General features: G+C 61.8%; 14 protein-coding genes. 9 read left to right on the top strand and 5 right to left on the bottom strand.

Annotation, left to right across the window (positions count from 1 at the left end):
- Nucleotides 1-24: 24 nt before the first annotated feature.
- The 3 genes from PspS35_RS26260 to PspS35_RS26250 form a co-directional block, all read right to left on the bottom strand.
- Nucleotides 25-666, bottom strand: a complete 642-nt coding sequence (locus tag PspS35_RS26260) for an oxidoreductase (RefSeq protein ID WP_159937400.1) — start codon at nucleotides 664-666, stop codon at nucleotides 25-27.
- A gap of 29 nt (nucleotides 667-695) precedes the next feature.
- Nucleotides 696-2,414, bottom strand: coding sequence for a C13 family peptidase (locus tag PspS35_RS26255; RefSeq protein ID WP_159937399.1), 1,719 nt, complete (start codon nucleotides 2,412-2,414; stop codon nucleotides 696-698).
- 105 nt (nucleotides 2,415-2,519) lie between these two features.
- Nucleotides 2,520-2,975 (bottom strand): MaoC family dehydratase, encoded by a 456-nt coding sequence (locus PspS35_RS26250; protein ID WP_003194496.1) that lies wholly within the window; start codon nucleotides 2,973-2,975, stop codon nucleotides 2,520-2,522.
- A 163-nt stretch (nucleotides 2,976-3,138) separates the two neighbouring features.
- Here PspS35_RS26250 and PspS35_RS26245 point away from each other — a divergent pair, with 163 nt between their 5' ends.
- The 4 genes from PspS35_RS26245 (at nucleotide 3,139) to PspS35_RS26230 (ending at nucleotide 5,134) form a co-directional block, all read left to right on the top strand.
- Nucleotides 3,139-3,492, top strand: a complete 354-nt coding sequence (locus tag PspS35_RS26245) for a CidA/LrgA family protein (RefSeq protein ID WP_032884588.1) — start codon at nucleotides 3,139-3,141, stop codon at nucleotides 3,490-3,492.
- Complete coding sequence (locus PspS35_RS26240; RefSeq protein WP_159937398.1) at nucleotides 3,489-4,205, top strand: LrgB family protein; 717 nt, start codon at nucleotides 3,489-3,491, stop codon at nucleotides 4,203-4,205. The genes PspS35_RS26245 and PspS35_RS26240 overlap by 4 nt, the downstream gene beginning before the upstream one ends.
- Nucleotides 4,206-4,227: 22 nt before the next feature.
- Complete coding sequence (locus PspS35_RS26235; protein ID WP_159937397.1) at nucleotides 4,228-4,818, top strand: LON peptidase substrate-binding domain-containing protein; 591 nt, start codon at nucleotides 4,228-4,230, stop codon at nucleotides 4,816-4,818.
- Nucleotides 4,819-4,918: 100 nt separating this feature from the next.
- The gene (locus PspS35_RS26230; protein ID WP_159938119.1) at nucleotides 4,919-5,134 is read left to right on the top strand and encodes a hypothetical protein; all 216 of its coding nucleotides are present in this window, start codon (nucleotides 4,919-4,921) and stop codon (nucleotides 5,132-5,134) included.
- Here PspS35_RS26230 and PspS35_RS26225 read toward each other — a convergent pair.
- Together PspS35_RS26225 and PspS35_RS26220 are read right to left on the bottom strand one after the other, a co-directional pair.
- Nucleotides 5,128-6,444, bottom strand: a complete 1,317-nt coding sequence (locus PspS35_RS26225; RefSeq protein WP_159937396.1) for a bifunctional DedA family/phosphatase PAP2 family protein — start codon at nucleotides 6,442-6,444, stop codon at nucleotides 5,128-5,130. The two genes, PspS35_RS26230 and PspS35_RS26225, sit on opposite strands and share 7 nt — an antisense overlap.
- Nucleotides 6,445-6,470: 26 nt before the next feature.
- Complete coding sequence (locus PspS35_RS26220; protein ID WP_159938118.1) at nucleotides 6,471-7,154, bottom strand: DNA-3-methyladenine glycosylase; 684 nt, start codon at nucleotides 7,152-7,154, stop codon at nucleotides 6,471-6,473.
- 174 nt (nucleotides 7,155-7,328) lie between these two features.
- On the opposite strand from PspS35_RS26220, the gene PspS35_RS26215 reads away from it, so the two are divergent.
- From PspS35_RS26215 to mrdA, 5 genes are all read left to right on the top strand, one after another.
- Nucleotides 7,329-8,594 (top strand): glutamate-5-semialdehyde dehydrogenase, encoded by a 1,266-nt coding sequence (locus tag PspS35_RS26215; protein ID WP_159937395.1) that lies wholly within the window; start codon nucleotides 7,329-7,331, stop codon nucleotides 8,592-8,594.
- Nucleotides 8,594-9,238, top strand: coding sequence for a nicotinate-nucleotide adenylyltransferase (gene nadD, locus PspS35_RS26210; RefSeq protein WP_159937394.1), 645 nt, complete (start codon nucleotides 8,594-8,596; stop codon nucleotides 9,236-9,238). The genes PspS35_RS26215 and nadD overlap by 1 nt, the downstream gene beginning before the upstream one ends.
- 69 nt (nucleotides 9,239-9,307) lie before the next feature.
- Nucleotides 9,308-9,802 (top strand): ribosome silencing factor, encoded by a 495-nt coding sequence (rsfS, locus tag PspS35_RS26205; protein WP_003215432.1) that lies wholly within the window; start codon nucleotides 9,308-9,310, stop codon nucleotides 9,800-9,802.
- Nucleotides 9,803-9,811: 9 nt separating this feature from the next.
- Nucleotides 9,812-10,279, top strand: a complete 468-nt coding sequence (gene rlmH, locus PspS35_RS26200; RefSeq protein ID WP_003176297.1) for a 23S rRNA (pseudouridine(1915)-N(3))-methyltransferase RlmH — start codon at nucleotides 9,812-9,814, stop codon at nucleotides 10,277-10,279.
- Between the two features lie 15 nt (nucleotides 10,280-10,294).
- Nucleotides 10,295-12,193, top strand: coding sequence for a penicillin-binding protein 2 (gene mrdA, locus PspS35_RS26195; RefSeq protein ID WP_159937393.1), 1,899 nt, complete (start codon nucleotides 10,295-10,297; stop codon nucleotides 12,191-12,193).
- Nucleotides 12,194-12,205 lie beyond the last annotated feature (12 nt).

The raw sequence follows: 12,205 nt of genomic DNA, 5'->3' as shown, positions 1-12,205 counted from the left end.
GGAGTGGGCTTGCCCCCTCCCACATTATTTACCGAGCTTGCGCAGTTCGTCCGACTCCACGATCCGCACCCCATCCTGCTCTTCCAGCGCCAGGCGCCACATGGCACGGGCCAGTTCGCATACTTCAATGCCGTGGTACTTGCCCGGAATCAACCGCGACAATGGCCCGGCCAGTTGCTCGGCCAAGCGTGGTTCCAGCCTTTCCCCCAACAACAATGACGGGCGCACAATGGTCAGTTGCGGCCAGTCTTGTGCCTTTAATGCCTGTTCCATTTCCCCTTTGACCCGGTTGTAGAACACCGAGGATTTCGGGTCGGCGCCAATCGCGCTGATCACGATCAGGTGCCGTGCGCCCATTTCCCGAGCGCGCTTGGCGAAAGCGACAACCATATCCAGGTCAACCGCACGGAAGGCTTCTTCCGAGCCGGCTTTCTTGATGGTGGTGCCCAGGCAGCAAAAGGCGATATCCACCCGGCCACTCAGTTGCGGCAGGAACACCGCCGGGTCGCCCACCGGGTTTTCCAGGTGCGGATGTTCGGCCAGCGGCTTGCGGCTCGGCGCGAGTACACGGGTCACGGTGGGTTCGTTGAGCAGGCGATCTAGCAGGTGTTCGCCGGTGAGGCCGGATGCTCCGGCAAGCAAGATATGCTGAGGCGTCAGGTACATAGTGTTTCCCCCTTGTTACACGTTACAGCTTAGTTGCCTTTGGCTTCCTTGCTATTCATTGAGACGCTTTCGAGCGCCTTTCGTGCCTGCTGCTTGCGTAATAATTGCCAGTGGGCGATCACGCCTTTGGGGGCCCAGATCTGCGGTTCGGAGGCTTCGAAGTTGTCGGCCTGTTCGCGTTCGGTCACGTGCAACTGCGCCAGCTTGAAGGCGTGCTGCAGGTCGTCGGTCTGGTTGAAGGCTTGGGCGAAGAGGGCGTCGCCGAAGTAGGTGAAGTCGGCTTCCTCGGAGCAACCGAAGGACACGCGGTCGGCGCGCGAAGCGGTCATGATCAGGGTGTGTTCGTCTTTGAGCGCCGGGATGAAACCACCGGAGTAGCAGGCGGAAATCACGATGATCTTGTCGCGGTTTTTCAGCGGGGTGAGCACGGCGGCCAACTCATCGGCGGGCAGGTCGGCCAGCTCCATGCGCGGTTGGTCCAGCACCAGTTCGTGTTCGTGGGTGCCGTGGCTGGTCATGTAGATAAACACCAGGTCTTCCGGCCCGGTGCGCTCGGCCAGGGTTTGCACGGCGCGGCGCAGGCTTTCGCGGGTGGCCAGGGGGCGGTCGGCGATATGGTCGCGGTGGTTGACCAGGCGGATCTGCCCACGTGCGCCGAAGCGGGTGGCGAGCATGTTGCTGACGTAATCGGCTTCGCGCAGGAACACGCTTTGCTTGCCGTCGCCTGCCACGGCCAGGGTGTACAACTCCACGGCAGGGGTGGAGGCGGGGACAGCCGCGAGGGCGGCGTCAAGCAAGCGGCCTTGGGCCAGCACGCCGATTTCCAGTGGGTCGGGCAGCAACGTGCCGTCGGCGTCACGCACGCGCATGCCGTTGACCCAGGTGCCGGCCTGTACGGTGCCGTCGGTGAGAACCAGGGTGCCGCGGCCCTGATAGTTGTCGCTGTCGAAGCCGCCAATATAGAAGCTGCCGTCGGTGAGGTTCAGGCGGCCTTCGCCGGTAAAGCGCCAGTCGCTGAATTGGCCGACGTAATGGCTGCCGTCCACGCCGATCAGCTCGCCCTTGCCGCTGAGCGCACCTTCCTTGAACTGGCCGATCCACACGTCGCCGTCGGCGTTTTCATAACGGCCCTTGCCGTTGAGCTGGTTCTGTTTGAACTGGCCTACGTAGATGTCGCCGTCGGCGCTGTTGAAGGTGCCATTGCCTTCCAGTTGCCCATCAACGAAGTGGCCACTGAACTGGTTGCCGCTGTCGTCGTTGCGCTGGCCTTCGCCATTGGGCTTGCCGTGGGCGAACTGGCCTTGGTATTGGCTGCCGTCAGCCAACTCCAGGCGACCGAGGCCGGAATATTGGTCGTCCTTGAACTCGCCGCGATAAGTCATCTGCCCCTCTTTGAGGGTGCCTTCGCCGTTGCGCCGACCGTTCTTGAAACCGCCGACATAGTGGCTGCCGGCGGTGGTCAGGCTGCCTTGGCCGTCGAACAGGCCTTGCTGGAACTGGCCTTTGTAGACCTCGCCGTTGCTGCCATGCCATTCGCCCTGGCCGTGCCACTGGCCTTTGTCGAACGCGCCGGCGTACCAACTGCCGTTGGGGTAGTCCACACGACCCTGGCCTTGCAGCAAGCCATTGACCACATCGCCGCGGTACCGGCCGCCGTCGGGCAGGCGCGCATCGGGCGGCAATAGCGATTCGCCGTCTCCGCAAGCGGTGAGCAACAGGGCAAGGGCGAGGGGAGCGAGTGGGCGCATAGCGGGATCCGGGTAATTGAGCGCCGAGTATGCCGCAGCTGCGAGTTTCATACATAAATTTACATACCCTGTGGCGAGTTTCAGTCCCTCACCACAGGGAAGCGCTTACACGAAGCAGAGTGACAGCGACTCAGCGATGTACGCCGGTTTTTCCTGGCCTTCGATCTCCAGGGTGGCGGTGGCCTTGAACAGCCATTGGCCGGGCTTTTTCTCGGTGACGTCGGTGAGGGTGACGTTCAGGCGTACCTTGGAGTTGACCTTCACCGGCTGGATAAAACGCACGCTGTCCAGGCCGTAGTTGACCGCCATCTTCAAGCCTTCGGGCATGATCAGGATGTCTTCCATCAACTTGGGCATCAGCGACAGCGACAGGAAACCGTGGGCGATGGTGCTGCCGAACGGGGTTTGCGCGGCCTTGACCGGGTCGACGTGGATGAACTGATGATCGCCGGTGGCCTCTGCGAACAGGTTGATGCGGGCCTGGTCGATGGTGAGCCATTCGGAACGTCCCAGTTCCTTGCCGACATAATCTTTGAGCTGCGCTACAGGTACATAGGGCATTGCGTCTCTCCTTGGTTCATCAATCTGTTTTTATGGGTTACAGAGAACCAATGTAGATCATCATGGCCAACAGGCCCGGTCAACCCACCATGCTTTTGGCGAATGCCGATGCATAGGGCGGGCATGCTTATAATGCGAGCGAGCTTAAAGGGGGGGAGAGCGGATGCTGTTACGTGGTCTGACATGGCTGGTGCTGTTTCAGTTGATCGGCACGGCGATCAATCATTTGCTGTTGCCGGTGCTGCCGGGGCCGATCATTGGGCTGCTGCTGATGCTAGGGTTTCTGATCTGGCGTGGCGAGGTGGGCGAGCCCTTGAGCCTGGCCGCTGGCAGCCTGTTACGGTACCTGCCACTGCTGCTGGTGCCGCCGGCGGTGGGGGTGATGGTGTACGCCAAGGACATCGCGGCGGATTTCTGGGCCATCGTCGGCGCGCTGGTGTTGTCACTGGTGATCGCGATGGCCTTTGTTGGCGTGCTGATGCAGCAGATGGTCAAGCGCAAGGAGAAGGATCAATGATCTTCGACTGGCAGGGCGCGTGGACGGCCGTCATTCATCACCCGCTGTTCGGTATCGGCATCACGCTGGGCGCCTATCAACTGGTGCTGGCAGGCTTCGAGAAAACCCGCTGGATCTTCCTGCAACCGGTGCTCGTCTCCATGCTGCTGGTGATCGGCGTATTGCTCACCTGCGGCCTGAGCTATGCCGAGTACCGCAAGAGTACTGAGATCATGGGGGTTCTGCTGGGCCCCGCGACGGTGGCGCTGGCAGTGCCGCTGTATCTGAACCTGCGGCGCATTCGCCAATTGTTCTGGCCGATTTTTACTACGCTGGTGATAGGTGGCGTATTGGCGACAGGCCTGTGTGTACTGCTGGGCAGCTGGTTTGGCGCCGAACACATGATGCTGATGACAATGGCGCCCAAGTCGGTGACTTCGCCGATTGCCATGCTGGTGGCCGAACAGATCGGCGGCGTAGCGGCGTTGGCGGCGGTATTTGTACTGATCACTGGGGTGGTGGGCGCAATGGTGGGGCCAGCGCTGCTGTCACGCTTGGGCGTGCACAGCCCCGAGGCGCGCGGCATGGCCCTGGGGATGACCGCCCACGCTGTCGGCACCTCGGTGGCCTTGCAGGAAAGCGAAGAGTGCGGCGCCTTTGCGGCGCTGGCCATGAGCTTGATGGGCGTGGCCACGGCGGTGTTCCTGCCGCTGGCCGTGTCGGTCATTGTTTAAACCGGGTTTAAGGAAACCTTTTATGAGTCTGGCGCTGTTTCCGCTCAACACTGTGCTGTTCCCAGGCTGCACCCTCGATCTGCAAATATTCGAGGCGCGCTATCTGGACATGATCAGTCGCTGCATGAAAAAGGGCGAAGGTTTCGGTGTCGTGTGCATCTTTGAGGGCAGGGATGCGGGCACTGCCGTGGAGAGCTACGCGCTGGTCGGCTGTGAAGCCCTGATTCGCGACTTCAAGCAGCAGGACAACGGGCTGCTGGGGATTCGCGTCGAGGGCGCGCGCCGTTTCCGCGTGCGTGACGCTGACACGCAGAAGGACCAACTGCTGGTGGCCGACGTGCAATGGTTGGACGAGCAGCCCGACCGGCCATTGGAAGACGAGGATGCCGATCTGTTGGCGTTGCTTGAAGCGTTGGCCGAGCATCCCATGGTCGCCTCTCTGGATATGGGCGTCGATGCAAGTGGCCAGCAAGCATTGGGCAACCAGTTGGCCTATCTGCTGCCATTCACGGACTCTGACAAGGTCGACCTGCTGCAACTCGACGACCCGCAACAGCGGCTGGATGCGATCCAGATGCTGCTCGATGAGCTGCAGGGTGAGCTGTTTACCTGAGTTGCGGACTTAACGGGCACTGTTTTCCGATTTCTCCTTCATTCGCCCTATAACGCGCCTGAAATAGTTTCCGATCGCACACGTTGATCTGGGGATGAAAATGATTCGGCTAACGCAATCGGAACTGGCCATCTGGGATGCTTTTTTTGTCAGCGTCGCCACGCAACTGATCCGGCACCATGAAGGGCGGGGCGCGGAATATATCGCCGAGCGCGCCGCTGAAATTGCCGATGAGATGCTGCTGGAGCGGCGCGAGCGGTTTGCCGAGCGCCGAGCCGCCTCAGTGGATTGGATCGGCCCGGCTAAGGGTCAGTAAGCGTACCTGAGCAACGCGTGGGACGTGCCGGTAAAGGCAATAAAGGCGAGCACCGCCACCACGGCGGGCAACACCAGCCACCAGGCCTTGGGCGACATCGGCGGCAGTGGGCTCTGGAGTTGGCTGGCGGTCAGGCTGAATGCGCATACCGTCATCGCCAACAGCGTGCCGGCCAGGATGTCGGTGGGCCAGTGGGCGCCCAGGTAAACCCGGGACAGGGCGATAAACGCGGCGGGGATGCAGCCCAGTAATATCCAGGTTAGCCGCAACCGTGTCGGTTGGCCGCGACCTGCCAGCACTGCCAGGGCCAGGAAAAACGCGAACGCACCGGAAGCATGGCCGCTGGGCATGCTGAAGCTGGTCAGTGGGTCAGTGAGGATCTCCGGGCGGCCACGGGCGAAAAACAACTTCGTGCCGGTGTTGATCACCGCCGAGCCGGCCAGCGTGACACCGACAAAGACGGCGTGTCGCCACTGCCGGGCCAGTAACAAGAGGCCGGTGAACACCGCGCTGGCGACAAACATCTTCTTGAATTCACCCAGTTGGGTGACTCTCACCATCGCTTCATCCAGCCAGGCGCTGCGATGCTCCTGCACCAGGGCGCTTAAGCCTTGGTCGAAATCATTTAGGTGTGGATAACCGATAAACAAGGCAATCAACAGGGTCAGGCTGGCGCAACCTATCCACAAGGTGGTGCGCCGATGGCCGCGCAGGCTGCTGTTCAGGCTCAACCCCAGCAGCACCGCCAGGCACGCCGTGACAACACCCGCTTCGGGCCAGAAACCTTCCGGCAGCGGCAGGCGGAACGCGGCGCCAGTGGCCCAGCCCGGCAGCAGATACGCCACCGTCCAGCCGGCAGCGGCAAGCAGGCTCACCAGGGCAAAGCGCGGGAACGGCATGTCGCACATGCCGGCCACCATCGGCAGCATGGGGCGCAACGGGCCGATGAAGCGTCCGACCAACAGGCTGGCGATGCCGTACTTGTGGAAGTAGGCCTCTGCCCCGTTCATCCATTCAGGGTGATGGCGCAGGCCAGGCAGGCGGCGGATGTTCTGGTGGAAATGGCGGCCCAGGAAGTAGGAAATCCCATCACCGAGTAAACCGCCGAGTAAACCCAGCAGCAGGGTTTCACTCAGGGACAGCGCGCCGCTGCCGGCCAGCACGGCAATGGCAAACAGCAACACCGTGCCGGGCACGATCAGCCCGGCAATGGCCAGGCACTCCACGCAGGCGACGATAAACACCGCTAACGCCAGCCATTGTGGGTTCAGGGTCAGCCAGCCGGTAATGCTATCGAGCCATTGGCCCATAAAACGTCACTCCATCACCATGAATTTCAAATCAGAAAATAGTCGCGGCCTTCGACCTGGCCTCGGCGCAGCGGGTTCCGTGTGCAATACGGCGCATAGCCGGCATCGACAAAACGGTACATCAGGTGTTCATCGCGCCCGCTGGGGATGCCCAGGCGGGTCGTCTGGATGATCTGCGTCGGCACCTGGCCCACATCTTCCACGTAGAGCCGTTCCTGGTCGAAACGCTTGGCGTCCCATATCGGCACTTTCAGCCCCAGCGCCTTGCACAGCAACGTCTGCCCGGCACACAGTTTGTGCAAGGGGCGTGGGCCGCCGTCGGCATTCGGGTTGTTCAGCAGCATCTGCGCCAGGCTCGCCGGCCCGCAGATTTCATCGATCCACGGATACGCTGACTTGATCAATACGGCATTGCCTGGCCCGTGGGCACTGAAGTTCAGGGAATCGCCGCCACGGGCGTAGTACATGTAGATATGACCGCCATCCAGAAACAAAGCCTTACGCTTTTCTGTGTAGCCAAGTGAGGCGTGGCTGCCTTTTTCGGCCACGTAATAGGCTTCGGTTTCAATAATTCGCGCTGAAAGCCAGATTTCCCCGACGCGGTGACGGATGACTTTTCCCAGCAGTTCACGCGCAAGCATTTGTGCGTCTCGGTCGAAGAAGTCGTCGGGCAGGGCGCTGGCGGGGCGTTGGGGCGATGAAGTGGGCATGACGATCAGGGGAAATACGGCTAAATGTGACGGAATCATAACAACTCCCACCTTAATTACGGCTGAACGCCAGGTTTTTACAGTTCATTTCGACCATCCGCCCCTCACCGCTGTCAGTCGGGCGGCGTCACAGCTATAATCTGCCGCTTTCCTCTTTGCCAAGACTCCCTGACCATGACTGAGTCCGTTCTTGACTACATGACCCGCCTGGGTCGCGCTGCCCGTCAGGCCTCGCGGTTGATCGCCCGTGCGAGCACCGCGCAGAAGAACCGTGCCCTGCTGGCCGCCGCCGATGCCCTGGATGCTTCGCGCTCCGAGCTCGCCGCCGCCAACGAACTGGACCTGGCCAACGGCCGCGCCAATGGCCTGGAGCCGGCCCTGCTGGACCGCCTGGCGCTGACGCCGGCACGTATCGACGACATGATCGAAGGCCTGCGTCAGGTGGCCAAGCTGCCTGACCCCATCGGTGAAATCCGCGATATGCGTTACCTGCCGTCCGGCATCCAGGTCGGTAAGATGCGCGTGCCCCTGGGCGTGATCGGCATCATCTATGAGTCGCGCCCGAACGTGACCATCGACGCCGCGAGCTTGTGCCTCAAGTCCGGCAACGCCACCATCCTGCGTGGCGGTTCCGAGGCGATCAATTCCAATCGCGCCATTGCCGCCTGCATCCAGCAAGGCCTGGCCGTGGCCGAACTGCCGGCCGAAGTGGTGCAAGTGGTGGAAACCACCGACCGCGCCGCCGTGGGCGCGCTGATCACCATGCCGGAATTCGTCGACGTGATCGTGCCGCGCGGTGGCAAGAGCCTGATCGAACGCGTCAGCCGTGATGCCAAGGTGCCGGTGATCAAGCATTTGGACGGCGTATGCCATGTGTTCATCGACATCGCCGCCGATATCGACAAGGCGATCCGCATCGCCGACAACGCCAAGACCCACCGCTACGCGCCGTGCAACACCATGGAAACCCTGCTGGTACACGCCGGCATTGCCGAGCGCGTGCTGCCGCCGCTGGCTGCCATCTACCGTGACAAGGGCGTGGAATTGCGTGGCTGCGAGCGTACCCGTGCACTGCTCGGCAGCGATGTGATCGAAGCGACTGAACAAGACTGGTACACCGAATACACGGCGCCGATCCTGTCGATTCGCATCGTCGACGACCTGGACCAGGCCATCGAACACATCAACAAATACGGTTCCAGGCACACCGACGCCATTGTCTCCGAGCATTTCAGCGATGCCCGGCGTTTCCTCAACGAAGTGGATTCCGCGTCGGTGATGATCAACGCCTCGACGCGTTTTGCCGACGGCTTTGAATACGGCCTGGGTGCGGAAATCGGCATCTCCACCGACAAGCTCCACGCACGCGGCCCGGTTGGCCTGGAAGGCCTGACCAGCGAGAAGTACGTGGTGTTCGGCGACGGTCATGTGCGCACTTGATGGCTAAACGCATCGGGCTGCTCGGCGGTACTTTCGACCCCGTGCACATCGGCCATTTGCGCAGTGCCCTGGAAGTTGCGGACGCCCTCGCGCTCGATGAGCTGCGCCTGACCCCCAATTTCCGGCCGCCGCACCGCGACACGCCGCAGGTGTCACCGCAACAACGCCTGGAAATGGTGCGTCTGGCAGTAGAAGGCATACCGCCGCTGGTGGTGGACGACCGCGAACTCAAACGCGATAAACCGTCCTACACTGTCGACACCCTGGAACTGATGCGCGCCGAGTTGGCCGCAGATGACCAGTTGTTTCTGCTTTTGGGCTGGGACGCATTTTGCGGCCTGCCCTCTTGGCACCGCTGGGAGGAACTCCTCCAGCATTGCCACATCCTGGTTTTGCAACGCCCGGATGCCGACAGCGAACCGCCGGATGCCTTGCGCAACCTGCTGGCCGCGCGGTCGGTAAGTGACCCCTTGGCCCTGACCGGGCCGAACGGGAATATTGCATTCGTCTGGCAGACCCCGCTTGCGGTGTCCGCCACCCAGATCCGTCAACTGCTGGCCAGCGGGAAGTCGGTACGTTTCCTGGTGCCTGACGCGGTCCTGGCCTACATCGATGCGCACGGGCTTTACCGTGCGTCGAACTGAAAAGGCGCGCTTGAACGCACGAACAGTCGTGCAGCGAGCGCCCGAACATACGAGCAAAACGAGTTTTATATGACGAACAAAGACGTAAGCAAAGTTAAGCGCAAAGGCACTTTCAAAAGCGCCCCGCTGCCAGTTGAAGCCCACACCGGCCCTGAGCTGGCTGGCGAAGAGCTGGTAAAAGTCGCCGTAGCGGCCCTGGAAGACGTGAAGGCCCAGGACATCCAGGTCCTGGACGTACGCGACAAGCAGAGCATCACCGACTTCATGATCATCGCCACCGGTACCTCCAACCGCCAGATCGGCGCGATGCTGGACAAGGTTCGCGAAGCCGTCAAAGCCCAAGGCGTCAAGCCATTGGGTGAAGAAGGCAAGGGCGACAGCGACTGGGTGCTGCTGGACATGGACGACGTGATCGTTCACATGATGACCTCCAACGCCCGCCAGTTCTATGACCTGGAACGTCTGTGGAAAGGCGCCGAGCAGAGCCGTGCGGCCGATGGCAAGCACCACAGCCCGGAAGTGGGCCACGCGCACTTCGACAAGCTCAACAAAGACCAGGAATAAGGAACGGCTGTGCGCCTGCGTCTGATCGCTGTCGGTTCACGCATGCCCAAGTGGGTGGAAGAAGGCTGGCACGAGTATGCCAAGCGTCTGCCCGCTGAGCTGTCGCTGGAACTGGTGGAAATACCGCTCAACACCCGGGGCAAGAATGCCGACGTGGCGCGCTTTATCCGCCAGGAAGGCGAAGCCATGTTGGCCAAGGTCGGCCCCAACGAGCGTATCGTCACCCTCGAAGTGCACGGCAAACCCTGGAGCACCGAGCAACTGGCGGTGGAACTGGATCGCTGGCGCCTGGACTCGCGTACGGTCAACTTCATGGTCGGTGGCCCGGAAGGGCTGGCGCCGGAAGTCTGCGCGCGGGCGGATCAGCGCTGGTCGCTGTCGGCGCTGACGTTGCCGCACCCGTTGGTAAGGATTCTGATCGGTGAACAGCTGTATCGCGCCTGGACAGTCCTGTCCGGGCACCCTTACCACAAATAGCCTGCGCCCCTCCCGATGACCCAGCCGATCCGCATCAAGGACCACGAGAAAGACGCACGTCTTGTACGCGCTCGGGTCGTGTTTGGTGCGATTCTGGTCGTCGGGCTGATGTGCGTGCTGATCGCGCGCCTGTATTTCCTGCAGGTGATCCAGTACGAGTATCACTCCACGCTGTCGGAAAACAACCGGGTGCATGTGCAGCCGATTCCGCCGACCCGTGGGCTGATTTTCGACCGCAATGGCGTGGTGGTCGCGGATAACCGGCCCAGCTTCAGCCTGAGCATGACCCGCGAGCGTTCTGGTGACTGGCAGCAAGTCCTCGATGTCATTGTCGAGGTCTTGCAGTTGACGCCGGAAGACCGGGTGATCTTCGAAAAACGCATGAAGCAGGGGCGTCGGCCATTCGAGCCGGTGCCGATCCTGTTCGAGCTGACCGAAGAGCAGATCGCCCGTATCGCGGTCAACCAGTTCCGTTTGCCCGGTGTGGAAGTGGTGGCGCAGTTGGTGCGCCATTACCCGCAGGGTGCGCACTTTGCGCATTCGGTCGGCTACATGGGGCGGATCAACGAGAAAGAGCTCAAGAGCCTCGACCCGGTCAACTACAGCGGCACCCACCATATTGGCAAGACCGGCATCGAGCGTTTCTACGAGCCGCAACTGCACGGCCAAGTGGGTTACGAGGAGGTCGAGACCAACGCCCGTGGCCGCGTGCTGCGCGTGCTCAAACGCACCGACCCGATTCCCGGCAAGGACATCGTGCTGAGCCTGGACATCAAGTTGCAGGAAGCAGCGGAGATGGCCCTGGGCGGACGGCGTGGCGCGGTGGTGGCACTGGACCCGAAGACTGGCGAAGTGCTGGCGATGGTCAGCCAGCCGAGTTTCGACCCTAACCTGTTCGTCACCGGCATCAGCTTCAAGGCTTATGCCGAGTTGCGCGACTCCATCGACCGGCCGCTGTTCAACCGCGTCCTGCGCGGCCTGTACCCGCCCGGTTCGACCATCAAGCCGGCGGTGGCGATTGCCGGTCTGGACGCGGGCGTGGTCACGGCCTCCAGCCGCGTGTTCGACCCGGGCTATTACATGCTGCCCAACTACGACCACAAATACCGAAACTGGAACCGCACCGGTGACGGCTATGTCGACTTGGATACCGCGATCATGCGGTCCAACGACACCTATTTTTATGACCTGGCCCACAAGCTGGGAATCGACCGGTTGTCTGCCTACATGGGCAAGTTCGGCCTCGGTCAGAAAGTGTCCCTGGATATGTTCGAAGAGTCCCCTGGCTTGATGCCATCGCGCGAGTGGAAGCGTGCGACCCGTCGCCAGGCGTGGTTCCCGGGTGAAACCCTGATTCTGGGCATCGGCCAGGGCTACATGCAGGCCACCCCATTGCAACTGGCCCAGGCCACCGCACTGGTGGCCAACAAAGGCATCTGGAATCGCCCGCACCTGGCCAAGACCATCGAAGGCGAGAAGCCGGTGGATGACAACCCGATCCCCGATATCGTGCTGCGCGACCCGTCGGATTGGACCAAGGTCAATCATGGCATGCAGCAAGTGATGCACGGCGCCCGTGGCACCGCGCGCAAAGCGGCCATCGGCGCGCAGTACCGCATTGCCGGCAAGAGCGGTACGGCCCAGGTGGTCGCGATCAAGCAGGGCGAGAAATACGACCGCACCAAGGTCCAGGAGCGCCACCGCGACCACGCGTTGTTTGTAGGCTTTGCGCCGGCGGACGACCCGAAGATCGTGGTGGCGGTGATGGTGGAGAACGGCGAGTCCGGCTCCGGTGTGGCAGCGCCCGTAGTGCGCCAGGTGATGGACGCCTGGTTGCTGGCCGACGACGGCAGGCTCAAGCCCGAATATGGCGGCCCCCCTTCAAACACCGAGGTTACGGCCAGTGAAGAGTAATTTTGACCGCAT

The organism is Pseudomonas sp. S35, from assembly GCF_009866765.1.
Lineage (GTDB): Bacteria > Pseudomonadota > Gammaproteobacteria > Pseudomonadales > Pseudomonadaceae > Aquipseudomonas.
The sequence above is the reverse complement of the archived record's forward strand: the minus strand, read 5'-3'. Positions and strand labels throughout refer to the sequence as shown.

Excerpts from the sequence above, each read along its gene's own strand:
- mrdA (WP_159937393.1), top strand. The coding sequence starts at position 10,295 with ATGACCCAGCCGATCCGCATCAAGGACCACGAGAAAGACGCACGTCTT.
- nadD (WP_159937394.1), top strand. The coding sequence starts at position 8,594 with ATGGCTAAACGCATCGGGCTGCTCGGCGGTACTTTCGACCCCGTGCAC.
- PspS35_RS26215 (WP_159937395.1), top strand. The coding sequence starts at position 7,329 with ATGACTGAGTCCGTTCTTGACTACATGACCCGCCTGGGTCGCGCTGCC.
- PspS35_RS26255 (WP_159937399.1), bottom strand. The coding sequence starts at position 2,414 with ATGCGCCCACTCGCTCCCCTCGCCCTTGCCCTGTTGCTCACCGCTTGC.
- PspS35_RS26250 (WP_003194496.1), bottom strand. The coding sequence starts at position 2,975 with ATGCCCTATGTACCTGTAGCGCAGCTCAAAGATTATGTCGGCAAGGAA.
- PspS35_RS26240 (WP_159937398.1), top strand. The coding sequence starts at position 3,489 with ATGATCTTCGACTGGCAGGGCGCGTGGACGGCCGTCATTCATCACCCG.
- PspS35_RS26220 (WP_159938118.1), bottom strand. The coding sequence starts at position 7,154 with ATGCCCACTTCATCGCCCCAACGCCCCGCCAGCGCCCTGCCCGACGAC.
- PspS35_RS26225 (WP_159937396.1), bottom strand. The coding sequence starts at position 6,444 with ATGGGCCAATGGCTCGATAGCATTACCGGCTGGCTGACCCTGAACCCA.
- PspS35_RS26245 (WP_032884588.1), top strand. The coding sequence starts at position 3,139 with ATGCTGTTACGTGGTCTGACATGGCTGGTGCTGTTTCAGTTGATCGGC.
- PspS35_RS26230 (WP_159938119.1), top strand. The coding sequence starts at position 4,919 with ATGATTCGGCTAACGCAATCGGAACTGGCCATCTGGGATGCTTTTTTT.
- PspS35_RS26235 (WP_159937397.1), top strand. The coding sequence starts at position 4,228 with ATGAGTCTGGCGCTGTTTCCGCTCAACACTGTGCTGTTCCCAGGCTGC.
- PspS35_RS26260 (WP_159937400.1), bottom strand. The coding sequence starts at position 666 with ATGTACCTGACGCCTCAGCATATCTTGCTTGCCGGAGCATCCGGCCTC.
- rsfS (WP_003215432.1), top strand. The coding sequence starts at position 9,308 with ATGACGAACAAAGACGTAAGCAAAGTTAAGCGCAAAGGCACTTTCAAA.